Annotated in this window: 13 protein-coding genes; 11 read left to right on the top strand and 2 right to left on the bottom strand. The window is 42.9% G+C overall.

Annotated features, from left to right (window positions below):
• Positions 1–39: 39 nt before the first annotated feature.
• Positions 40–1,266 (top strand): UDP-galactopyranose mutase, encoded by a 1,227-nt coding sequence (gene glf, locus ACJV45_RS05190; RefSeq protein WP_419397843.1) that lies wholly within the window; start codon positions 40–42, stop codon positions 1,264–1,266.
• 215 nt (positions 1,267–1,481) lie between these two features.
• On the opposite strand, the gene serS is transcribed toward glf, so the two are convergent.
• Positions 1,482–2,768 (bottom strand): serine--tRNA ligase, encoded by a 1,287-nt coding sequence (serS, locus tag ACJV45_RS05185; protein WP_419397799.1) that lies wholly within the window; start codon positions 2,766–2,768, stop codon positions 1,482–1,484.
• Positions 2,769–2,846: 78 nt separating this feature from the next.
• On the opposite strand from serS, the gene trxA reads away from it, so the two are divergent.
• The 7 genes from trxA to ACJV45_RS05150 all read left to right on the top strand — a co-directional run bounded on the left by trxA (position 2,847) and on the right by ACJV45_RS05150 (position 16,407).
• Positions 2,847–3,233 carry a thioredoxin gene (trxA, locus tag ACJV45_RS05180; RefSeq protein ID WP_019261321.1) on the top strand — a complete coding sequence of 129 codons (387 nt, stop codon included), beginning with the start codon at positions 2,847–2,849 and terminating at the stop codon, positions 3,231–3,233.
• A gap of 133 nt (positions 3,234–3,366) precedes the next feature.
• On the top strand, positions 3,367–4,371 hold the full coding sequence (locus ACJV45_RS05175; RefSeq protein WP_004125533.1) for an aggregation-promoting factor C-terminal-like domain-containing protein: 1,005 nt from the start codon (positions 3,367–3,369) through the stop codon (positions 4,369–4,371).
• Between the two features lie 201 nt (positions 4,372–4,572).
• Complete coding sequence (locus ACJV45_RS05170; protein ID WP_419397798.1) at positions 4,573–6,231, top strand: MDR family MFS transporter; 1,659 nt, start codon at positions 4,573–4,575, stop codon at positions 6,229–6,231.
• Between the two features lie 594 nt (positions 6,232–6,825).
• Positions 6,826–7,626, top strand: a complete 801-nt coding sequence (locus ACJV45_RS05165; RefSeq protein ID WP_004125528.1) for a DeoR/GlpR family DNA-binding transcription regulator — start codon at positions 6,826–6,828, stop codon at positions 7,624–7,626.
• Positions 7,627–7,896: 270 nt separating this feature from the next.
• Positions 7,897–9,753, top strand: coding sequence for a DEAD/DEAH box helicase (locus ACJV45_RS05160; RefSeq protein WP_419397797.1), 1,857 nt, complete (start codon positions 7,897–7,899; stop codon positions 9,751–9,753).
• 368 nt (positions 9,754–10,121) lie between these two features.
• Entirely contained in the window at positions 10,122–10,283 is a 162-nt protein-coding gene (locus ACJV45_RS05155; RefSeq protein WP_347343772.1) for a hypothetical protein, read from the top strand.
• Between the two features lie 7 nt (positions 10,284–10,290).
• A complete protein-coding gene (locus tag ACJV45_RS05150; RefSeq protein WP_419397796.1) occupies positions 10,291–16,407 on the top strand; it encodes a MiiA motif-containing surface protein in 6,117 nt (2,038 codons plus the stop codon).
• 462 nt (positions 16,408–16,869) lie between these two features.
• Here the strand turns inward: ACJV45_RS05150 and ACJV45_RS05145 are convergent, their stop codons facing one another.
• The gene (locus ACJV45_RS05145) at positions 16,870–17,292 is read right to left on the bottom strand and encodes a DUF3052 domain-containing protein (protein WP_004112197.1); all 423 of its coding nucleotides are present in this window, start codon (positions 17,290–17,292) and stop codon (positions 16,870–16,872) included.
• A 283-nt stretch (positions 17,293–17,575) separates the two neighbouring features.
• Here ACJV45_RS05145 and nrdD point away from each other — a divergent pair, with 283 nt between their 5' ends.
• From nrdD to ACJV45_RS05130, 3 genes are all read left to right on the top strand, one after another.
• On the top strand, positions 17,576–20,029 hold the full coding sequence (gene nrdD, locus ACJV45_RS05140) for an anaerobic ribonucleoside-triphosphate reductase (RefSeq protein WP_004112200.1): 2,454 nt from the start codon (positions 17,576–17,578) through the stop codon (positions 20,027–20,029).
• Positions 20,030–20,223: 194 nt separating this feature from the next.
• The gene (gene nrdG / locus ACJV45_RS05135; RefSeq protein WP_419397795.1) at positions 20,224–20,931 is read left to right on the top strand and encodes an anaerobic ribonucleoside-triphosphate reductase activating protein; all 708 of its coding nucleotides are present in this window, start codon (positions 20,224–20,226) and stop codon (positions 20,929–20,931) included.
• Between the two features lie 857 nt (positions 20,932–21,788).
• Complete coding sequence (locus ACJV45_RS05130) at positions 21,789–23,639, top strand: ABC transporter ATP-binding protein (RefSeq protein WP_419397794.1); 1,851 nt, start codon at positions 21,789–21,791, stop codon at positions 23,637–23,639.

Genomic DNA, 23,639 nt, shown 5'->3' with positions numbered 1-23,639 from the left:
GAGTAAGTGCAAATCAGAAAGCAAGAAATGAGTAGGAAAATGAGCGAATACCCAGATTTAGTGGTTGTTGGAGCAGGATTGTTTGGCTTAACTGTAGCTCAGCAGGCTGCAGAACGCGCTGGCGCTCGCGTTGAGATTATTGACGTGCGTAATCACATTGGCGGCAACGCTTACTCGTATTTTGACGAGCGAACAGGAATTGAAATTCACAAGTATGGCGCGCATCTTTTCCACACAAGCAATAAGCGCGTGTGGGATTACGTGAATCGTTTTACAACGTTTACTAACTACGTGCATCGCGTTTACGCAACTCACGACGGCGAAGTGTATTCGTTGCCAATCAACTTAGGTACAATTAATCAGTTCTTCCACGCGCACTACACGCCAGAAGAAGCAAAGGCGCTTATTGCAAACCAAGCGGGGGAGTTTGCTGGCAAAGATCCGCAGAATTTGAACGATAAAGGCATTAGCTTAATTGGGCGGCCGCTTTACGAAGCGTTTATTAAGAATTACACGGCAAAGCAGTGGCAAACGGATCCTTCTAAGCTGCCTGCTGGAATTATCAAGCGATTGCCTGTGCGATTTAACTACAACAATCGCTACTTTAAAGACACTTGGGAAGGCTTGCCAACGGATGGGTACACTGCTTGGATGCAGAGAATGATTGACGATCCGCGTATCCACGTTTCGCTTGGCGTAGACTTTTTCGACGAATCGCAGCCGTTTAACAAGCGCGCGCTGGTGGAAGCTGGAGTGCCAGTGGTCTACACGGGGCCAGTGGACAGGTATTTTGATTATGCGCTTGGCGAGTTAAAGTGGCGTACCGTTGACTTTAAGGAAGTGCGTTACGAAGAGAATGACCACTTTGGCTGCCCAGTTATGAACTATTCGGATGCTGATGTGCCATTTACGCGCGCGATTGAGTTTAAGAACTTTAATCCAGAGCGCGAGGAGGTTGAAGGCGTTGCTAGTGGTGAAGCTGGCGATTGCGCAACTTTTGTGCCGGGCAAAAGCGTAAAAGCTGGGGAGACTGTGGTTTGGCAGGAGTATTCTCGCGCTGCAACTCGCGACGACGAGCCGTATTATCCAGTGAACACGGAGGAAGATAAAGCCTTGTATGCGCGCTATGCAGAGCTTGCGGAGGCGCAGCCTAACACTGTTTTCGGTGGACGTTTGGGCACTTACAGCTATTACGATATGCACAATGTGATTGATATGGCTTTGCGCGCTTACGAATCGCAAGTAGCACCACTTATTGCTCACTGAATGCAAAATATAAATTAATAAAAATAAATAAAAATAAAGAGCTATACATCAAAAAGTGTATGAAACTAAACTGACTAAATTCTATTTCAAGAACATACATCAGAACAGTTTTATACACTTTTTGACATATAACCCAAAAGGAGAAGATTATTTGATACTAAACTAAATGATCTCGCGTGTCAAGATACAAAATTTAGACTCAAACTATAGTAAAGTCACGCTTCCCACTTAGTAGGCTCAATAACTTCCTTGCCACCCATATAAGCCTGCATAGCCTTTGGAATATCAATCGAACCATCTTCATGCTGATGATTTTCCAAAATAGCCACAAGCCAGCGAGTAGTAGCCAAAGTGCCATTAAGTGTGCTAACTGGGCGAGTTCCGCCATCTTCCATGCGCTCGCGAACATTCAAGCGGCGAGCCTGATACTCAGTGCAGTTAGAAGTAGAAGTAAGCTCACGGTAACGGCCCTGAGTTGGAACCCAAGCTTCGCAATCAAACTTACGAGCGGCAGAAGAACCAAGGTCACCAGCAGCAGTATCAATAATGCGGTAAGGCACTTCCACCTTAGCAAGCATTTCCTGCTCCATACCAAGCAACTTCTGATGCTCAGCGCGAGAATCTTCCTGCTTGCAATAAACGAACATTTCTACCTTATCGAACTGATGCACGCGAATAATACCAGAAGTATCCTTTCCAGCAGCACCAGCTTCACGACGGTAGCAGCTCGACCAACCGCAATAGCGCAAAGCACCATTGCTTAAGTCAAGAATCTCATCCTCGTGCATGCCAGCGAGCGCAACCTCTGAAGTACCAACCAAATACTGATCATCTGGCTCGCGCAAACGGTAAATCTCATCCGCGTGAGAATTCAAGAAGCCAGTTCCGCGCATAACTTCTGGGCGCACAAGCGTTGGAGTAATTGCAAGGGTAAAACCGTGCTCTTCGGCTTGATCTACAGCCATAGTAAGCATTGCGATTTGCAAGCGAGCCACGGCACCGCGCAAGAAGTAGAAGCGAGAGCCTGCAACCTTTACGCCTCTGCGCATATCAATTCCAGCAACGCCAGTTCCAAGAGTCAAATGATCCTTTGGCTCAAAGCCTTCTGCAGCAAAGTCGCGAGGTGTGCCAACTTTCTTAACTACAACGTAGTCATCTTCTCCGCCTTCTGGAGCTTCATCTTCAACGATGTTAGAAAGCTTCCACATTGCTGTAGTGTAGTCGGCAGTAGCCTGCTCAGATTCAGCTTTGTATTCTGCAACCTTTTGAGCAAGTTCTTTAGTCTGAGTAATAAGTGTGGCTTTCTCGCTATCTTGAGCAGCTGCAACCTTTTTTCCTATTGCTTTCTGCTCTGCTCTGGCTGCTTCAAAAGCCTTTAAACTGTTGCGGCGCAAGTCGTCTGCACGAAGCACCTCATCGACGAGCTCAACGGACTCGCCACGCTTGCGCTGCGATTCCTTAACTACGTCGGCATGTTCACGAATAAATTGGATATCAAGCATGTTTTCTAGCCTAGTGCCGCAAGGCGACAGATACATATATAATGGCATGAATAAGTGATTGCACTAAAAGGGGTAAAAATGGCGGTTATTCATGCTACGCAAGATAATTTTGAGAAAATTGCTGGTACTAATGAAATAGTTGTTGTTGATTTTTGGGCAACTTGGTGCGGACCATGCCGAGCTTTTGGTCCTATTTTTGAACAAGTTAGCGAAAAGTTTGACGATGTTCCATTCGTTAAGGTAGACATAGACCAGTCTCCTGATTTGGCAAGTGCTGCGGCGATTAAGGCTGTTCCAACGGTTATGGTTATCAAACGTGGAGATGTTATTTATCGTCAAGCTGGGGCTTTGTTGCCAGCCGATTTAGAAGATTTAGTCAATCAAGCTAAGGCTTACGATCCTAGTAAAGATGCTGAAGGTAATTCTGGCAGCGAATCAAGTGAATCTGAAAATGATGGGGAATAGTAGTAAGAACCTTGATTTTAAGCCATTCTCTTTGCATGAGTCTACAATTATATATACTTTGTGCAAAAAGCTGTATGAGGATTATTTATTTTTAGATTTACGCTTTGTGCATTAACTTCTACCAAGGAGAGTTATGACAAGTCACCGAAGGAAAACTGTTACACTTACCTCATTGAGTGTTCGTCAGTGGGCAAGAATTGTAGCGATTTTTGTTGGTTTTGTGTCTGTAGTAACTCTTGGTATTGCGTCTAGGAACTTTTATTCGGCATCAAAGAATCATTCTGCGAAGCCTTACATAACTGCTTATTCTGCTACAGATTCCGCTAATCAGGTTTCGCGTGGCACGTATCGTAATTCGCTTAAAAGTGTTAAAAAAGGCGCTACTTCTTACATAACTGTGAATATCAATGGGAGTCATCGTACTGTTCTTGGCACGGATTTTACAAACGTTAAGTCTGTTCTAGAAGCTGGAGATATTACTCTTGAGCCTAATGATGTTGTAGAGCCTGCACTTGATTCCAAGGTAACCGAATCGACAGTTATCACCATTAAGCGTGCAGGCGCAAAGCTTGAAACTTCTGATGAACCGATTGCTTTTAACACGGTTAAGAAGGAAACTGCAGCTCTTCCAAAGGGCACAGAAAAGGTTAAGGATCAGGGTGCTCCTGGCGTGATGGAAACAAGTAAGATTGTTACTCGCGCAGGTGATAAAGTTGTTTCGTCTAACGTTTTTGTATCGTTTGTTAAGCAAGCTCCAAAAGATAAGGTCATTCTTGTTGGTACAGGTGGAGCTAGCGTAGATTCAGATTTTGCATCTTCTATTGGTACTACAGTTCCTGCTGGTGAAATGCAGGAGTGGGCGCATTCTTGGCTTCTTTCTAACGGTTATAGCGAGGCTGATTTTACTGCTACAGTGTTTATTATTTCACATGAATCAGGTTGGCGCGTAAACGCTATGAATCCTTCTGGTGCATACGGTTTGCCTCAGGCTCTTCCTGGAAGGAAGATGTCTTCTATGGGTGCTGACTGGGCGACTAATTATCAGACTCAGCTTCGTTGGTTCTGGAATTATTGCAATGGTCGTTACGGTTCCATTCAGGGTGCTTACAGGCATTGGTTGTCTCATAGAAGCTACTGATTTGTATTATACTTGCTACTATTATGAATTTTGCGGCAATTGTAAGTTTGTGAGAATTATAGATTTATAGACGCGCAGACTCATAGAGTAGACTTATAGATTTGTTTTGAAGCGATTATCGTAGAGTCAAGTATGTTTCTTGGTTTTACGATAATCGCTGATTATTTTATGCGTGTTGTGTGATTATGGAAGGAAATTTAAGTGACAATATTGCCTAGAAAATCATGGTTTAATAAGGGTGATGATTTTGTTAGTGAGTCTGCCAAACGCAAGCCTTTTGGAGATTTGTCTAAACTTAGTCATGCTCTTGTTGGTGAAGAAGCGTATAAAAACAATCGTCTTACTCGCGCAGCCTTGGTTTCTTTGGCGATCTTAACTTTTATAACTTTTATTGGCAATTTTGCGCAATTGCAGCTCACGGCTGCATTACCTACTATTGTGCGTGAGTTTAACATAAGTGTTACTACGGGACAATGGCTTACGTCTATTTTTCAGCTGATTATGGCTATTATGGTGCCGCTAACAGCATTTTTGACTAGACGATTTTCTACTCGTCAAATTGTTATTACTTCCATGATTCTTTTTACTCTAGGCTCAGTTATGGCATGGCTGAGTAATGATTTTATTATGGCGTTAGCTGGGCGAACTCTAGAGGCTATTGGCACTGGAGTTATGTGGCCTGTTCTACAGATTACTGTGTTTTCTGTATACCCAGTTACTCGTAGAGGAATGGCTATGGGTAGCGTTGGTATGGCAATGAGTATTGCTCCAGCAATTGGACCAACAGTTGGTGGTATGCAAACTGATTTTAACGGTTGGCGTTCTATATTCTTATCTCTTACAATTATTGGCGTAATTTCTATTGTTCTTTCCATATTTTTCCTACATAATTTCGGTGAACATGACCGCTCTGCCAAAGCAGATTTCTTCTCCGTTGGACTTTCAATTGTTGGCTTTGGTGGAGTTATGTTTGGTTTCACAGACATTGAGTCTTATGGCATTTCAAATCCGCTTTCGTGGTCACCTATGGTTGTTGGAGCATGTGGAATAACGTGGTTTGTGATTAGACAATTGCGTGCGCGAGTTAAAGGAAAGCAGCCGCTGCTTGGAATAAGCGTGTTGAAGAATCGCTATTTTACGATTGGCACCGCTTGCGCATGTTTAACATTCTTTGCGTTCAGCTCAATTATGGTGGTTATTCCGCTGTATATTCAATCAGATCGTGGTTTTTCAGCTACTATGAGTGGTCTGGTATTGTTGCCTGGCGCGTTTGGAATGGCAATTTCGCAATATTTTGGTGGGCGTATGCTCGATCGTTTTGGTGTGCGACCTGTAGCAATGGCAGGCTCTCTTATTTTGCTTTTTGGCACAGTTATGATGAGCCTTATCGACAAAGACACATGGATTTGGTGGATTTCAATCTGGCAGTTTACTCGACAAATCGGCATGGGATTTTTGCTTATGCCTGTTACAACATGGTCTTTAAATTGCTTGCAACCTAGTGAGTTGGGCGATGGTTCTGCAGTCACTAATACAATGAGACAGCTTTGGGGTGCTATTGGTGCTCCAGTACTTGTTGTTACTATGGCTACTTTTACTCAGTGGCATCATATGCTTACTGGAGTTGGTTCTGCAGATAATTTGGCAGCCAGCATTTTTGGTGTTCAATGGACTTTGAGAATTAGTGCGATTATTACGGCTGTTATGGCTTTAATTGTGATTTTTGGGGTTAAAGGTGATGGGGCTGGTTCTGCTCATCAGCTTGCGCGTAAGGCGATTGATCGTATGCGCGTGTTGCATATTCCTCATGCGTCGGAGCATAAAGACGTTATGCACGATCACACGCATCATCAGTACTGATTTACTAGCTTTGTGTATTGATTGCGTCAAGTGCGGTAGAGATTCGAGATTTTTCGCAGCTAGCGAGGCGAGCCTCAGCACCGAAGGTGGTGACTCGCCGAGAGAGCAAGAAAAATCGAGAATCTCGGTGATTAAGCAATACGCAATTGTTCAGACTTGTAAGAGGACTGGGTGATTCTTGGTCGAACAGTATAAGAGCGGCAGCCGATACCAAATAATCCAATGATCAACCACTACAAACAAACTTCAACCCAAAAACAAAATCAAAGACAAAACGGAACAACCGCAACACCAGACAACACGTAAAAGGCGGAGCGTTGTGAGACAAGAAACACCCAGCCCTCGCGCAACGCTAAATAGGAAAATCGCGCAACAGCAAAGAAGGAAATGAGTAGATTCACGCATTCGTTTTCAAAATTACACTTAATACGTGAGCTAACGCGGGAACATAGTGTCATGTTTTTTTATAATCATTTGTTCGTTTTGTTGAATTTTGCAATATTTTGCATGAATTTTGTTAACTACCTAACGTTTTTCACATAGAAACGCTCATTTGAGTTTGTTTTTTGCGTTTAGTTGTGCGATAATGTTCACATGATTTCTTCTCAGCGTCAGCAGTTGATTTTAAGCCGTCTTCGCACTAGAGGGGCTGTGCGTATTACTGCTCTTTCTAAAGAGCTAAGTGTTTCGGCGATGACTATTCGTAGGGATATCGCGGAGCTTTCAGACAAAGGTCTTTTAAAAAGAGTTCATGGTGGTGCTGTTACAACTAACACTCTTCTTTCTGAGCCTCTGTTTTCGGTAAAGTCGCAGATGGATATGGGCTTAAAGGACGCAATCGCCGGCAAAGCTGTGGATTATGTTCAGCCTGGAGATGTTATAGCTATTGGTGGTGGCACCACTGCTTATGTATTTGCTCAGCATCTACTTGAGTCTCGTAGAGCTTCTGGTATTACGATTTTAACCAATTCGATTCCTGTTGCAGAGCTTGTTCAGGCGCTTGAGTCTAAAGATATTGAGGTTATTGTTACTGGCGGAGTTATTACTAGATCTAATTCTCTGGTTGGTCCTATTGCGGATAAGGTTGTTTCGTCTTTGCGTGTAAACACCGTGTTTTTGGGCACTCATTCCGTGAGCCTGCCTCGTGGATTCCTAATGCCTAATTCTCTTGAAGCCGCTACAGATATGGCTTTGATGGATATTGCGGATCGTACGATTATTTTAACAGATCACACTAAATGGACTTGCACATCGCTTTCACTGTTTGCTCGCTTCGACCAAGTGGATACTGTTATTACAGATGATTGTCTGGATGCGGATTCTCAGCTTCGTACGCGTGAGCTTGTTAAAAATTTGGTTCTTGCTCCTACAATAGATTCTTTGGAAGAAGAGTAGCTTGTAGATCAGTATTTCATTACTTATTGCGTATTGTGTGGGGCTTGTGTTAGGCTCAGTTAGTTCATGACTTTGTAGTGATTACACATTAAAGTTGCGCGTCTTATGCTTGCGATTCACGGTTTGCTTGTTTTGCGCACTTTTGCTGCTTTGCAGTCTGTAGATTAATTTTGTGCAATTACATTTGTAATTGTGCCTTTGAATGTTCGTAATTACGCATTGTCAACATTATATAGTCAACTATGTTGAAGTAATTTACGAAAGGCTATTGTGCCACATACTCATTATGCTGCGTCTGCTAAAACGCAAGGTGCTAAGAAATCTATTGGTAAAAAATCTGCTGGTAAAAAATCTGCTGTAAGTCAGGGAGCTAATAAGAATTTTTCTAAAAAAGGCTATAAGTCTAATAGAAACCCATTTGAATATCAGGGAAATCGTAAGAATAACGAATTTAATGCGCGTAAAGCACGTAATCGCAAGGCAGACAAAGCTAGAAGTCGTGCTCGTGAAAAGGCTTTGCAATATGAAGAGATTGCAATTCAAGAAGCTGAACAAGATTTTGGCAAACGCGATTTAAAAAAGCGCGATTTTGATTTTGACAATCGCAATATGAAGAAGAGCAGAGATAGTCGCCACAATAGGCACCAGACAAGTCGCCAGCAACCGACGACTATTGATACTGAGTCTTCAATAAAGAAAAATCTGGAAATTACAAAAAATTCCGTAATGATTCCAGATACAGCTGTGGAATCTCGAGAAAACTATAGTGATGATGTTACTTTTGCACAGCTTGGCGTTCCAGAACCATTGGTTAACGTTTTGCGTGCAGACGGCAAAAACACGGCTTTCCCAATTCAGCAGGCCACTCTGTCAGACTCTTTGCAAGGTGCAAACATACTTGGTAGAGGGCGTACAGGAAGTGGTAAAACTTTAGCATTCTCGATTCCTCTTGTAGCAAGATTGGCTGAAAACTTTGTTGATTTAATAAATTCTGGTCGTACTTCTAGAAAAAACAAAAATCGCGAAGATAGTAATATTCCAGCACCTCATGCGATGATTTTGGCTCCTACGCGAGAACTTGTGCATCAGATTGATGAGGTGATTGCTCCTCTTGCAGCAGCATATGGGATGCATACTGTTACTATTTACGGCGGAGTAAGATATCAGAGGCAAATTGCTCCGTTAAAGCAGGGTGCTCAGATTATAGTAGCGTGCCCAGGGCGATTAGAAGATTTACTAAAACAAGGCGCATTAACGCTTGAAAACATAGAAGTCAGTGTTTTAGATGAGGCTGACGAAATGGCTGATATGGGGTTCTTGCCAGCTGTAACAAGGCTTTTAGAGCAGACAAATCCTAATGGTCAAAGAATGCTGTTTTCTGCAACTTTGGATAAGCAAGTTGCTGCTATAGTAAATCGCTTCTTGCCGAATGCTGTTGTGCACGCTGTGGATGATGCGGATTCTCAGGTAGATACAATGACTCATCATGTGTTTGGAGTGTCTGCAGGAGATAAGTATGAGGTTCTGCGCAAATTAGCGTCTGGTAAAAAACGCTCTATATTCTTTACTCGCACAAAATACCAAGCTAAGAACATGGCTAAAAAGTTCATTAGTCAGGGTATTCCAGCCGTCGATTTGCAAGGAAATTTGTCTCAGAATCAGAGAGATAGGCACTTGGCTGTGTTTTCTGATGGGCTAGTGCGCGTTCTAGTTGCTACAGATGTTGCGGCTCGAGGCATTGATATTAGCGATGTGGCGCTTGTGGTGCAAACCGAGCCTCCAGAGGATCCAAAATCGTTCTTGCATAGATCTGGGCGTACTGCGCGCGCTGGGGAGTCTGGCGATGTTGTAACTCTTGTGTTGCCGAATCAAAAGCGCATGGCGCACACTATGCTTCGACGCGCTGGAATTCATGCTAAGGCAGAAGACGTTAAGCCAGATTCGCCTGTTTTGCAAGAAATTGTTGGGGATTTGGCGGATTTGCAAGAGGGCTGGAGTATGCCAGAGCCAGAGCAGCCAAAGCGCAGAGGCAGAGGAAGAAGCAGAGGACGCGGACGTTCGCGTGATTCGTACAGTTCGCGTGATTCTCACAATGGTTTGCACAAACGCGCGCGACAATCTGCATGAGCGCTTTGACTGAGCTTGAAATTGCATAACGCATTTCAAGCTCCTTCAAAGCGTGATTTGGCTCAAATGTAAAGTCCAGTGGACTTTATGAGCCAAATCAGCCGAACGGCTACTAATAGCCGTGAGGAATAGCGTAGCGCGAAAAGGCAATTCGGAGCGCTGAGATTGCTTAAGGTTGAAAGCACGGTGTGCTTTCAACGCAAGCGAAGACGTTCGCACGGTTTGAGTGTATAAATCACATAAAATTCATCATACGAATTAATCTTAAATTGTATAAAACAATTAGTAAAATATGCCTTGCATAGTTATATGGATTTTGTGGTCTGGTTGGCGCATTAATCCAAAGAAAAAGATAATGGAGTAAGAGTATGTCTAAGAAGATTCGTGTAGTTAAGCACTATTCTGGCGTTTATTCTGGTGTTGGGGCTGATTCTCAGCCAGTTCTTTCAAAGAGTGTTTGCGCTGCAATGCTAGCTGGTGCAATGGTGCTTGGGGGGGGGGGTATTCGTTTCCTCACCTGCCTATGCTGATGGTTATGTGAGTGGTGACGGTGCTCGCGTTTATTACGGCTACAAAGCTGACGCTGATTACAGTAAAGAGCGTTTGCTTATTAAAGTAACGTATTATAAAACTAAGGCTGACGCGCTTAAAGGTGGAAACGATGGTGTTGATCCGCTTGGTAAGTTTGTGCGCGTTGAATATACTTCTAATAATCCTGAGGATGCCAATCAACAACCAGATAAGTGGGCTTTAAGACCGACTTGGTGGTTTGGTGTGCCAAATGGTTTGAAAGCAGATACGATTTCTCAAATTCGCTTGGTAAGGAATGAGCGAGGAACTCAAGAGGCTTCTAGTCCAGCTACTCCTGGCGCTAAAAAGTTGAAAGATGCTTCAAGGCAAGGCTATGTTGTAGCAAGCGACCACACGTATAATAGCATAGATCAGTGGAAACACAGTGTTTCACGCGATTATTACTCTGGTAGTGACAAGACCATCGATGGCAAGGGTTGGCAGCGTATGGTCGGTATTACTAAGAATGAGAAAGATTACGATAATTCAGGTAATACCAAAGGTCAGTGGGATATTTATAAGGACGGTAATGCTAACGGTCTCCAAGGTATTTTTGCTGACTGGGAGTCTGCTGGTCAACGCTACTATGAAATGTCGTATGTAGCAGAAATGACGGATGATGCTTGGAAGCAGCGCGATCAGAAGCCGCTATTGTTTGTTGCAGGCATTTATCGTGGTGTTGGTAAATGGCGTTACGCTGCAGGTACCACGATGCGTGCACCGAAGATTGCGGATAATTTGGAATTGAAATATCCTAAGCCGACGCCTGTAAAGGATCTTAGCTCGCTTGATGAGAATGAACAGAAAGCAGTTAAGAAGGCTATTGAGGATGTTAACAAGAGTGCGGATACAAAAAATCCAAACTTATTTGATAAGCTGGTAGCAAAAGACGGCATTAGTGTTGATGCTAAAGGTAATGCGACTATTACTTTTACAGACAACACTAAGCGCATTATGCCAGCTAACTTATTGGTATTAAAGAACGAGACAGATAAAGACAAGTATAAGCCAACGCTTCCAGCTCGCACTCCTGTAGTGAAGTTGAAGAATCTTACCACTAAGGAAAAAACTGCGGTAACTCAGGCAATCATTAATGCTAATGGTGGTTCTGAGCCTAATGCCTTCTTGCAAAATGTGAAGAAAACTAATAACCAGTATGAAATTCGCGTTCAAGAAGACGGCAGCGCAAAAGTTACTTATGCTGATGGATCAGAGCTTACTATTCCTTCTACAGATTTGGTGTATCAGGGAGCAACTATCGCCGATTGGGCGCCGTATCGCGTTCCAGTTCCTACGGAAGTAGATGACCCATCTAAGGCTTTAACTGAAAAGCAAAAGACTGCTATTGCGTCGGCATTTGATGAAGCAAATAAGAGTTTCCCTGTTTATCAAGCTGCTAAAAAGCATAACCATAATACGTCTCCTGTAACGTTTGATAACAAAAACAATGCTGTAATTACTTGGGAAGATGGTTCACAAACTACCATTCCTGCTTGGCAGTTCTTGAAGAAGCAGCAGACGCAATCTTCAAAGCCTGAGCAAAAGCAAACTACCAAAGAGTTTACGGTTGATTTACCAGCAACACCTGTGGAAGTTACTTTCGATCCATTTGATAAGACTGCAACAGTTGATCAGAATCAACTTACCAACCTTGAAACAGCATTGAAAGATTTAACTGCTAAGGACGCAAGTGATAGTAATAAGACTGTAACTCTTACTTCTGCAAAGATTAGTATTGCGGATGGTACTGTGACTTTCAAAGCCGACGGATATGAAGATAGAAAGTATCCAATCGGCATCTTCTATAAGAAGAAGTCAACTGGAACTGGTACTCAGAATCCTACGCCTCAGACACCTACGAGCAAGACTGATATTGACCCAGATGAAGCAAAGAATACATTCACATATAACGTTAGAAAAATTGAGATTGATGGAGATAAGCCAACTGCTCAAGATGCTATTAAGGCACTAAAGCAGTTTGTAAGAGACAATTATGATAATGTTTCCGATTCTGATTTGCAAAATGTTACGAGCGATGTTGCTGTTGCTGCAAATTGGAAACCAAAAGCTAATACAAAAAATATGGGTTCGTATTTGGCAAGTGGTGATAATGCTGGACCAATGAGTTCGTTTAGTATAGTAGGCAATGACTTTGGCATCCAGGTGATTGGCCACCCATGGTCTGATGATGATAATGGTGGCGATTGGTCTTCTGAAAGGTCAACGACGTTGTTTACCATTAAATCTAGCGATTTGTATGTTAAAAAGGGTACTCAGCAGAATCCTACGGATAACACCGTTGAAAAATTGAGAGAGCTTGCTAAGCAGCTTTTGAATGAAAAGAAAAGTCTTACTAAATCTGACTTTACAAGAGCTGGTTTAAATAAAGATGAAATAACTGATAAAGCTATTGATAAGATGACTGATGCCGAAGAGCTTCGTGAGCTTATTAAGAAGCTGAGTGAAGCAAAGCATGCTGATCCTACTTACAATTCTGCTGGTGATGTTGTTGTTGATAATCCAGCCACGCCTACTGAAGATGATTTCAAGAAGGCTGTGGAAGCGTTCGTAAAAGTTAACTACGATAATAGCGACAAATTCAATGCTAATACTGTCCCTACAACTTTACCTACTGATTTAACTCCAAAGTCTGGCACTGTTAACATGGAAATTGCTGACGATAATATCAAGTCAGTTACTTCCAGTAAGACTGGTGATGCTGATGATTATAAGTCAATGGTATTTAAGGATCAGAATGGTAAGCAGCTTTTCGCCGTTGCTATTAGCTACAAGAAGAAGGAAGAAACTCCAAAGCTTAGCGACGATGAGCTTAAGGAGATGAGAAAGCAAGCTAAGGAGACAATCGATCGTAATCCAAACCTGACTAAGAAAGATAAGGAAGGTTTTGATACGCGTATTGATAAAGCAACTAATGCTGAAGACATTCAAAAGATTTTGAAGGAAGCTGCAGAGAAAGCAAATCAGAACTCAACTTCTAATGATCCTAAGATTAAGGGTGAAATAAGCGGTAATCAGAATGGTACTGACGCTGAGAACCAGCAGAAGCTCGACGCTGCTAAAGAAGCTGCCAAGAAAGCAATCGATGCTCTTACTCATTTGTCTGAACCAGAGAAGAAGGAGTTTAAGGATAAGCTTAATGGTGAAAACGTTAAGACTCCTGCAGACGTCCAGAAGATTGTTGATGCTGCAAAGCTAGCAGATGAACTTAAGGGCGTTAAGGAAGAAGCACAAAAAGCAACGTTTGTGTTCCTCGACCATGGTACTGGTGACGATAAGCACAACACCGCAGATACTCACACTGAGGATGCTGCTCTGAACGAGTTGCTTCATGGAACTCCTGCTAAGGATCCAACGCTCGCTGCTTTGGAAGCTGCTCTTGCAAAGCAGGATGCCACTGCAGAAGAGATTAAGAATGCTCTTGACGCCGCCAAGCTACAGAATACAAGTAACGAGCAGAATGCCAAGAATGCTGGTATTGCGAAGCTTGAAGCTAAGAAAGCAGAACTTGATGCAGCATATAATGCTTTGACTGACGAGCAAAAGAAATCAGCTAAAGATAAGTATGAAGCTGCCACTAAAGCAATCAATGATGCTAAGACTGCTGTTAACAAAGCAACTAAGCCTTCTGAAATCAAGAAGGATATTGATGGCGTAGATACTTCGCTTAATGCTGCTAAGGAAGATATCAAGAATAATACGCCTAAGCGCGATACTTCTAGTATCACCAACGATCAAAATTCTGAACTTGCTAAAGAGAAGAAAGCTGCTCATGATCGTGTCAATAAGACTAATCTCTCTCCAGAGGAAAAGAAGCAGTACAATGATGCAATCGATGCTTCAACAAGGCTTGGCGACCCAACTGGTATTGCTAACCGAGCTGAAAAGCATCAAAAGATTGAGGATGCTAAGAAGCAGATTGCTGATCTTAAGCATTTGAACAAGGCTCAAAAGCAGTATTATGAGAATCTTCTTGATAGCACTGATGCCTCTGATCATGTTGATGAAGCTGGAAAGTCTACTGGCAAGGATGACATCGATGATGCTCTTGAGCAAGCGTTGAACTTGAACGGTGTGATGAAGCGTTTGGCTGATCTTGCTACGAGTGCAGACAAGCTTAAGAAGGATAATAAAGATCAAAAGTATTCTTCTGCCACTGAAGATAAGAAATCTGCTTTCGATGCTGCTTTGAAGGCTGCAAACACTCAACTAGATAAGGTTGATGGCGCAGACAGCGACAATATTAACGCTGACGGTGCTAACGCTTTGTACAATGATTTGCTTAAAGCTATGCAAGGCCTTGATAGCTCTGTTAAGGGTGTTGATTTGTACACTGAAGACTTGCGAAAAGAGTACACTGATGATGTTGCTTTGAAGGAAAAGCCTGTATACAAGAATGCAACGAAGAATGTGAAGGAAGCATTCGATGCTGCAGTAACTGCTGCAAAGGCTGCTCTTGAAAATGCAACAAAGAATCCAACTGCGCTTGGTGCTGATGCTGCAGCTCAGCAGAATGCAATCGGTGCTGCTCTTGCTAACTTAGTGAATACTCGCAAGGCTCTTGACGGCATTGATACAACTGCATTACAAGCTGAAGTCGACAAAGATAAGCTTTTGACGGATAAGCCTGTATACAAGAATGCTTCTGGTAATAAGAAAACTGCTTTCGACAAGGCACTTGCAGCGGCTGAAGATGCAATTGCGGATGCTGAGGGCAAGAAACAGTTAGCTGCTGATGAGGATCCAAAGACTCAAGAACAGAAGCAAAAAGCTGTTAATGATGCATTGACTGCATTGCAGAATGCTGCTAAGGCTCTTGATGGTAAGGAACAAAAGCCAACTCCGGCTCCTTCGGTTGATAAGACTGGTTTGAAGGCTCTTGTTGATGCTGCTGAGCAGGTGAAGGATTCTGACGCGTATAAGTATGCTAATACTGATAAGCAGGGTGCTTACGATAAGGCTATTAGTGATGGTCAAAACGTGTTAGCTAAGACTGATGCTACGGCTGATGATGTTGCTAACGCTGTTCAGGCTATTACTACTGCTAAGACTGCGTTGGATGGTAAGAAGCCGGCTCCAACTCCAGCTCCTTCAGTTGATAAGAGTGGTTTGCAGCATGAGATTGCGAATAGTGGTGATGTGAAGAAGTCTGATGATTATACGAATGCTCCTTCAGATAAGAAGCAGGCTTATGATCACGCTTTGGATCACGCTAACGAAGTGAATAAGGATCCGAATGCAACTCAGGATCAGGTGAATCAGGCTGCTGAGGATTTGAAGAAGGCTGAGCATGATTTGAAGCCGGCTCCAAGCCCAATTCCAAGCCCATTGCCAACACCTGGTGCTGGAACTGGTGCTGGAACTGGTAATACCGGTTCGGGTGATACCGGAACTGGAAATACTGGCTCTGGTTCTGAAGCAGGTCATGGTGTGAATGATAACGCGCCTACTACTGTGGATAAGGGCGAGTTGAATATTCAGATTGATAGTGCTGAGTCTGATTTGCAGCCGGGCAATGCTGGTAACGGTAACACTGGTTCTAACAACGCTGGCAATGCTGGTGCTGGTAATGCAAACGCTGGCTCAGCTCCAAATGCCCAGGGTGGTGCAGGTGCGCAAGGCGCTGGCGCTGGCGCTGGCACAGGCACCACTGGTGCAGCCAATGCAGGTGTTGACAACAAGGCTGTAAACAACGCTGTGGAAAACTCGCCAGAAGTTAAGCAGGCGGATGCTGCTGTTAAGCAGGCTGCTGCTATGCTAGACGAAGCTTTGACACAGGCTAAGAGCGTTGCTGCCGATCCGCATGCAACACAAGCGCAAGTTGACGCTGCTGCCGTTAAACTTGCGGATGCGCGCAAAGCGTTTGCTGATGCTCAAGCTAATGCAGCAAAAGTGCGTGCAGCTGTTCGTAGCCGCGTTATAAAGGGCATGCGTTCTCGCGGAAATGCAGGCATTGCGACTGGTGCAAACGTTGCGACTACTGGATTGATGGCAACTATGATTGCTGCAATCGGCGGAGCGTTTGTAACTCGTCGCATGCGCGCAAAGCACGCTAATCGCGATTAATGCTTGGCTTTAGGCTAATTAGCTTGGCTGGTGCTTTACTGCTGGTTGATTAGCTTTACTAGTGCTTATAGCAATACTCATAAGCCTCGTTTGGTCTTTGGCCGAGCGAGGCTTATGTAGTGAGTTTGCGCTTTGACTGAGCTTGAAATGCGTTATGCAATTTCAAGCTCAGTCAAAGCGTGATTTGGCTTAAACATAAAGTCCAGTGGACTTTATGTTTAAGCCAAATCAGCCGAACGGCTACTAATAGCCGTGAGGAATAGTGTAGCGCGCGAACGATTTTACGCTTTATGTACGTGACTTAGGTCGAATTTGGTACAAAGTGCGGAGTTGTTTTCCGCTTTTTGTTGTTCAACACGCCGTAAATCTCTACAAAGTGCGTCAACTTTTCCCGAGAATGTACGTGATTTGGGTCAAATTTGGTACAAAACCCGTCAACTAACTAAGTGCCGACTATTTGCGCTACTTGCTCTGACCCTTGCCGAATGCGCGCAAGCGGATTCCGTTCCAATCTTCGCTTACGGTTAAAGGAGTTGCAGCATTCATGCCAGCTGTTTTAGCAGCGGATTGCACTGTGCTGGAGCTTGGAGAGCCTTCGCGACCAGGCTTAGGCGTTAGAACCCACATTGGAGCTTCGTCGTCTAACATGTTTGTGGCATCCATAATCGTGTCTGCCAACTCATCCTCATCGTCGCCATCGCGCCACCAAATAATGACGCCGTCAACAGATGAGTCGTAATCTTCATCTACCAGATCTTCTCCAGTAAGATTTTCGATATTGTCGCAGATTGCATCGTCAACGTCATCGTCCCACAGCCACTGCTGTACGATATCTCCAGGTTGGAAGCCAAATTCTTCTGCATGTTGAAAAGCTGTCTGTTCCACGTGACTCAATATATCAAAGTGCCACGAATTTGTGCGATTTTTAAGTTTAGTGCGTGTTTCTTGATAACGGAATGCATATATATTCGGATTGCATCGAGACACGCCTCAAAAATCGCGAAAATATCCAAAATCACTATATATAGTTTGTTTTTTGAATAAAGTTCCCTAGATATTGTGCAGAGGTTGGGTTATAGTTGAGCAAGTTGTTTTGAATAATGGTCATTATTCAAAACAGGATGGATAACAGGATAAATAAACTGTAGATGTAAGAAAGGTCTGTAGGATGCAGGTCTCTGGTACGACTTTAGAAGACATGACTTTAGAATCGCAGCTAAGCGATGTTGATGTAGAAATGGCTGATTCTATCTCTGATAGTGATTCTTCTAAGAAGTCTCGTGTGCAGGTCGAAAAGCGTGATGGTCGCGTTGTCGATTTTGATCAAATGAACATTATTATGGCAATCAAAGCCGCTTTTAAGGATTTGCGCAAAGAAGTCGGTCCTCAAGAAGAGCAGATGATTCGCGATATTACGGACCATATAGAAGCTGAAATTCAGGATCGTTACAATGGACCTGCGAAGATTGAAGATATTCAGACTCTTGTCGAGCATGGTCTTATTGAAAATCACCTTTACGAAGTTGCGCGTTGCTACACAAGCTATCGTCTAAATCGAGATATTGACCGCGCTAAGGCAACCGATATTAACGAAGCTGTGAATCGTCTTGTAAACCGAGATGAGTCGCTTGTTCGCGAAAACGCCAACAAGGATTCCAACGTTTACGCCACTCAGCGCGATCTTCTTGCAGGCGCTGTTTCCAAGGCTTCCGCGTTTTCTATGCTTCCTCATGCAGTTTCTAACGCGCATATGAAGGGTGATATTCACTTCCATGATGCCGATTATTCGCCATTTACGTGCATGAGCAACTGCTCGCTTCCAGACTTTGGTGATATGCTCGCTAAGGGATTTGCTCTTGGAAACGCAATGATGGATAGCCCAAAGTCTATTGGCACTGCTGCAACTCAGGTTACGCAGATTATTAAGGATATTGCAGGCGCTCAATACGGCGGTCAAACAGTTAATCGTGCAGACGAGATGCTTGAGCCTTACGCTAAGTGTGATTACGATAAGAATCTTGCTATGGCTCATGCCATGATTCCTGATTCTACGCCGATCGAAGTTGCCAAAGATATGATTGACGGTTTGAAAGCTCAGGAGCCTAAGAATCTTCATTGTTCGGATAGGGATCCGCTTCCTGCCGACACTCCTTTTGATGAAAACTTGAGTGAGCTTGATCAGATTCGTGAAATTTACGCAAAGATTATGACGCGTAAGGCGATTTACGATGCTATGCAAACTATGGAATATCAGATTAATTCCAACCGCGTTTCTAACGGTCAGACTCCGTTCGTAACTGTTGGATTTGGCTTGGGTACTTCTTGGTTTGCTCGCGAAATTCAGCGCGCTATTTTGCTTAATCGCATTCGTGGATTAGGTAAAGACCGTCATACTGCTATCTTCCCTAAGCTTGTGTTTACTATTAAGCATGGTGTAAACGCAGATGCTGGCGACCCGAACTACGATTTGAAGCAGCTTGCGCTTGAGTGCTCTACTAAGCGCATGTATCCAGATGTTGTGTTCTACGAGAATATTATTAAGATTACTGGCTCCTTTAAGGCTCCTATGGGCTGCCGATCCTTCCTTCAGGGTTGGATTGATCCAAAGACTGGCAAAGATGTGGAAGACGGTCGTATGAACCTTGGCGTTGTAACGGTTAACGTGCCGCGTATTGCGCTGGAGTCTCATGGAGACGTGAACCGATTCTGGAAGCTTTTTAATGAGCGTATGGAAGTGGCTCATCAAGCTCTACGATTCCGCATTATGCGTTGCAAGCAGGCAACCCCTGTGAATGCTCCAACGCTGTTCCGCTACGGTGCTTTTGGTCGTTTGGAAGCTAACGAAAGCGTGGATCAGCTGTTCCGCAACGAGCGTGCAACGGTGTCTTTGGGCTACATTGGCTTGTATGAGGCTACATCCGTGTTCTTTGGCAAGGATTGGATGCAAGATCACAGTTGGAATGAGGATGGCAAGCAATTTGCGCTTTCTATGGTTCGCCGTATGAATCAGCTTTGCCAGCAGTGGTCAAAAGCTGAAGGCTACCATTATTCCGTTTACTCAACTCCTGCTGAGTCTTTGACGGATCGCTTTAACCGCATGGATCGTCAGAAGTTTGGCCGTATTGAAGGCGTTACCGATCACGACTTCTACACCAATTCCTTCCACTATCCGGTTTGGTTGCAGCCAACTCCTATGGAGAAGCTTCGCTACGAGGTTGACTTCCCGTATCTTGCTTCTGGCGGATTTATTAACTACTGTGAGTTCCCGTGCTTGCAAGCGAATCCTAAGGCTTTGGAGGCTGTTTGGGATTATGCGTATAAGATTGGCATTGGCTACTTGGGTACGAATACGCCAATCGATCATTGCTTCGTTTGCGGATTCCAGGGCGATTTTGAGCCGACTAAAGAGGGCTTCCGCTGCCCAGAGTGTGGAAACAGTGACCCAGATAAGTGCAATGTTACTAAACGTACTTGCGGTTACTTGGGTAATCCTGTTCAGCGCCCAATGGTTCACGGACGTCACGAGGAAATCGCTCATCGCGTTAAGCACATGTCTGGCGAAACTGGTCATGTTGTTCTTAACAACGGTGAGTCTCGTGAATGGTACGAGGAGACCAAGTAGTAGCGGAATAGCGTGAAATAGCGTTTTAGTTTGTGTTTATTATTTGGTGATATGCAATATATCTAGCCGTTAGAAAATGTTAATCGCATTTTTTGACGGCTGGATTTTATTTTATTTAACAAAAGTTAATATAATTTAACAAAAGTTTATTTAAGATTATTTAATAAAATATTTAAATCTAGAGGAGGTGGACTATGGCTCGCATAAGTTTACATGATTTTGCACCATCAGATGTTAACCGTGGACCGTGGATTCCAACCTCTCTTTCTAACAATCCTCGCGCAGGGCAGTGGTCCAGTGAGCGCATGAGCAAGGGAATGGTGGCGGATTATAAGCGATTTCTTATGACAGACGGCGAGGGAATTCGCTGCTCGCTTTACGTTTCTGGCTGCCCATTCCATTGCGTTGAATGCTATAACGAGTCAATTTGGGATTTTCGCGCTGGTCACCCTTATACTCAAAAGCTCGAAGACCAAATTATGGAAGATTTAGCGCAGCCTTATGTTCAAGGTTTGACGCTTCTTGGCGGAGAGCCGTTGCTTAATACTGGCATATTGATTCCACTATGTGAGCGTATTCGAAGCGAATTTGGCAATACGAAGGATATTTGGAGTTGGACTGGCTACACTTGGGAAGAGCTTATGCGACCGGGGGAGACGCCTGATAAGCTTGAGTTGCTGAAATATATTGATATTCTTGTTGACGGCCGCTATATGAAGGATTTGCATGATTCGCTTTTGCAATTCCGCGGCTCTAGTAATCAGCGAATTATTGACGTTCCGAAATCTTTGGAAAATCCAAGCGATCCTCCTGTAATTTGGGAAAAGCTTCACGATCAAGAGCGTTTTATTCCATCAATCTACGGCAAGGATCGAGCAGTTGGTGAAGGTGACGCTTCGTAATCCTATTGAATGCGCCACTCATACGATATATTTAACAATGCTTGCGGACGATTATAAGAATGCATACATATACACATGTTAAGCTAAATATAATTAACCTAGTAACATCTGTATTGCAAACTGTCAAAAGAATTATGCTAACTATGCTCATAAATACTGTAACTAAACGATATACAGTTGGGTATGTTTTTTCTTTGCATAAATATAAAAGATAGATTAGTAATATTAATAGGACGAATGCTTGAATGGTGAGACTAACAGTATTAATACAAGTGTTATCGTCTTTTAAGTCCTTCAATTGTTTAAAGAAATAAATAGCTGACGAAATATAACAAAGCAGCGTTATTGGCAGTAGAACTACGTGTTTGCTGTTCATATTGTTCCTCACATAATTGTTGATATTAATGTGGAAATTCTCACTGCAAGTCGACACGAATGCCTTTCTGCTGTGCTACAGCGCCAACTATCTTTGTGTTACTCATAAGTTTATTCTTGGGTGTTGGCTTGAACTTGCAATGGTAGTAAAAAGACATGGATAATGCTACTGAGCAAGTAAGTATTCTATTAATAGCTTTTTTATATTCATGACAGTACCTCTTTATACATGCGAATATACATTCTTTCATTGTATAATTTTTATAAGATGAAATCAATCGTTGTCTATAATTTGAATGTGTAGAAGCACTTTTTCGTATGTGATTTGTCTGTATACTACTATGTCAAAGATTCATCTATTTATGCATTTGGTAATGAAGTAACTCAATACGGAAATGCGCCATGCGCAATAATTCAAATATGTATTTGAAGAAGTGATATTATTAAACCTACACATGACGTTATGTAGGGGAAGGGATGCAATGGCAGAGAAGCCGAAGAACAATTCACGAAAAATTAGCAATAATCCTCCTCGCGCATTGCGTACGATTCTGTCATCTTTAAAAAAGTACCGTTTTCTTGGCGTTTTAACGGCTGTTACTATTCTCGTTGAAGCTGCTATGCAAATTGCAATCCCTACAGTAATGTCAAATCTTATTGATTTTGGCATTATGTCACGTTCTCAAGAAGATGTGCAATATTATGGTTTGCAATTGCTTATTTTTGCCGCAATCGCAATGATTACAGGAATTATTTCTGGTATTTGCTGCGCGCATTCTAGTGCTGGTTTCGGTAAAAATTTACGTCACAACATGTTTTCACGCTTACAAAGTTTAAGTTTTTCTGATTTAGATAAGTTTTCTAGCGGCACTGTTGTTACGCGTATGACTAGCGATGTGTCAAATGTGCAATTTGCTTACCAAATGATTATTCGCTCTGGTGTTCGCAGCGTTATGATTATCATCACTGCTTGGTGGTTTACTTTTTCAATTAGCCCTGCTATCTCGTGGGTTTTTCTTTCATTCGTGCCTATTGTTGGTGCAATTGGCGTTTTTGGTGCGAGTATAGTTGCTCCAGCATTTTCTCGAATTTATCGAATGATTGACGAGATGAATAATAGAGTTGGCGAGAATTTGCATAATATTCGCGTCGTAAAGTCTTATGTGCGTTCTGATTATGAAATAAGTCGTTTTATGCGTATTTCGCATAAAATCTATGATTATTTTATTAAAGCTGAGTATGTGTTAAATTGTAGTATTCCTTTGTTTAACTTATGTTTTTATTCTGGCATGCTACTTATTGCGTGGTTGGCTTCGCACGAAATTGTGGCTTCAGGAAATAATCCTGCTTTTGGTTTAACAACAGGAAATCTTGCCGCTCTAGTTGTGTATGTTTTGCAAATTCTGTTTGCTTTAGCGAATTTAGTCGCAGTTTTTGTTATGTCTGTAACTGCGCGCGCTTCTATGCGTAGAATTGCAGCGGTTTTGCAATCTAAAAATACTGAGACTGTTTCTTCGAATCCGCTTACTAAACTTTCGGACGCTTCTGTGCGTTTTGAAAATGTTTCGCTACGCTATCCTCAATCAGATAATACAGATGAATCCACTCCAGCAGAACAGGAAATTTTACACGATATAAATATATCTATTCCTTCTGGAGCAACTGTTGGCGTCGTTGGTGCGACGGGATCTGGAAAATCAAGTTTAGTGCAATTAATTGCAAGACTTTATGACGTAACTTCTGGCACTCTTTTTGTAGGCGGAAAAGATATTCGCGATTACGATTCTTCTAGTTTGCGTGAAGAAGTTGGTTTTGTTCTACAAAAAAATATTTTGTTTAGTGGCACAATTGCAGAAAATCTTCGCTGGGGTAGAGCGGAAGCAAGCGATGATGACTTGCGTCAAGCTTGCGAAATTGCTTGCGCTGATGAGTTTATTAAAGATTTACCAGACGGCTACAATACGCATATTGACCAGGGTGGTAAGAATGTTTCCGGTGGCCAACGACAGCGTTTGTGCATTGCGCGCGCACTTTTGAGGAAGCCGAAAATTTTAATCCTCGACGACTCGATGAGTGCGGTTGATATGAAAACGGATAGTAAAATTCGCGATGGCTTGAAAAAGTTTATGCCTGATTCTACGCAAATTATCGTTTCTCAGCGCATATCTTCAATTGAACATGCAGATATTATTGTTGTTCTTAAAGATGGTCGTGTTGTTGCTAAAGGTTCGCATGATGAATTATTTAAGTCTTGTGAAATTTACAGAAATATGGCAGTTTCTCAAGAAAAAAGTCGCATAACTAGCGCAACTAAAGAAGAAGGAGCTAAGTGA

This window comes from Gardnerella lacydonensis, assembly GCF_048545055.1.
GTDB lineage: Bacteria > Actinomycetota > Actinomycetes > Actinomycetales > Bifidobacteriaceae > Bifidobacterium > Bifidobacterium vaginale_C.
Note: the sequence above shows the minus strand (reverse complement) of the source record. Positions and strands in the feature narration are given on the sequence as shown.

Bases quoted from the DNA above. Each gene is read 5' to 3' on its own strand.
- glf (WP_419397843.1), top strand. From the start codon at position 40: ATGAGCGAATACCCAGATTTAGTGGTTGTTGGAGCAGGATTGTTTGGC.
- serS (WP_419397799.1), bottom strand. From the start codon at position 2,768: ATGCTTGATATCCAATTTATTCGTGAACATGCCGACGTAGTTAAGGAA.
- trxA (WP_019261321.1), top strand. From the start codon at position 2,847: ATGGCGGTTATTCATGCTACGCAAGATAATTTTGAGAAAATTGCTGGT.
- ACJV45_RS05175 (WP_004125533.1), top strand. From the start codon at position 3,367: ATGACAAGTCACCGAAGGAAAACTGTTACACTTACCTCATTGAGTGTT.
- ACJV45_RS05165 (WP_004125528.1), top strand. From the start codon at position 6,826: ATGATTTCTTCTCAGCGTCAGCAGTTGATTTTAAGCCGTCTTCGCACT.
- ACJV45_RS05155 (WP_347343772.1), top strand. From the start codon at position 10,122: ATGTCTAAGAAGATTCGTGTAGTTAAGCACTATTCTGGCGTTTATTCT.
- nrdD (WP_004112200.1), top strand. From the start codon at position 17,576: ATGCAGGTCTCTGGTACGACTTTAGAAGACATGACTTTAGAATCGCAG.
- nrdG (WP_419397795.1), top strand. From the start codon at position 20,224: ATGGCTCGCATAAGTTTACATGATTTTGCACCATCAGATGTTAACCGT.
- ACJV45_RS05130 (WP_419397794.1), top strand. From the start codon at position 21,789: ATGGCAGAGAAGCCGAAGAACAATTCACGAAAAATTAGCAATAATCCT.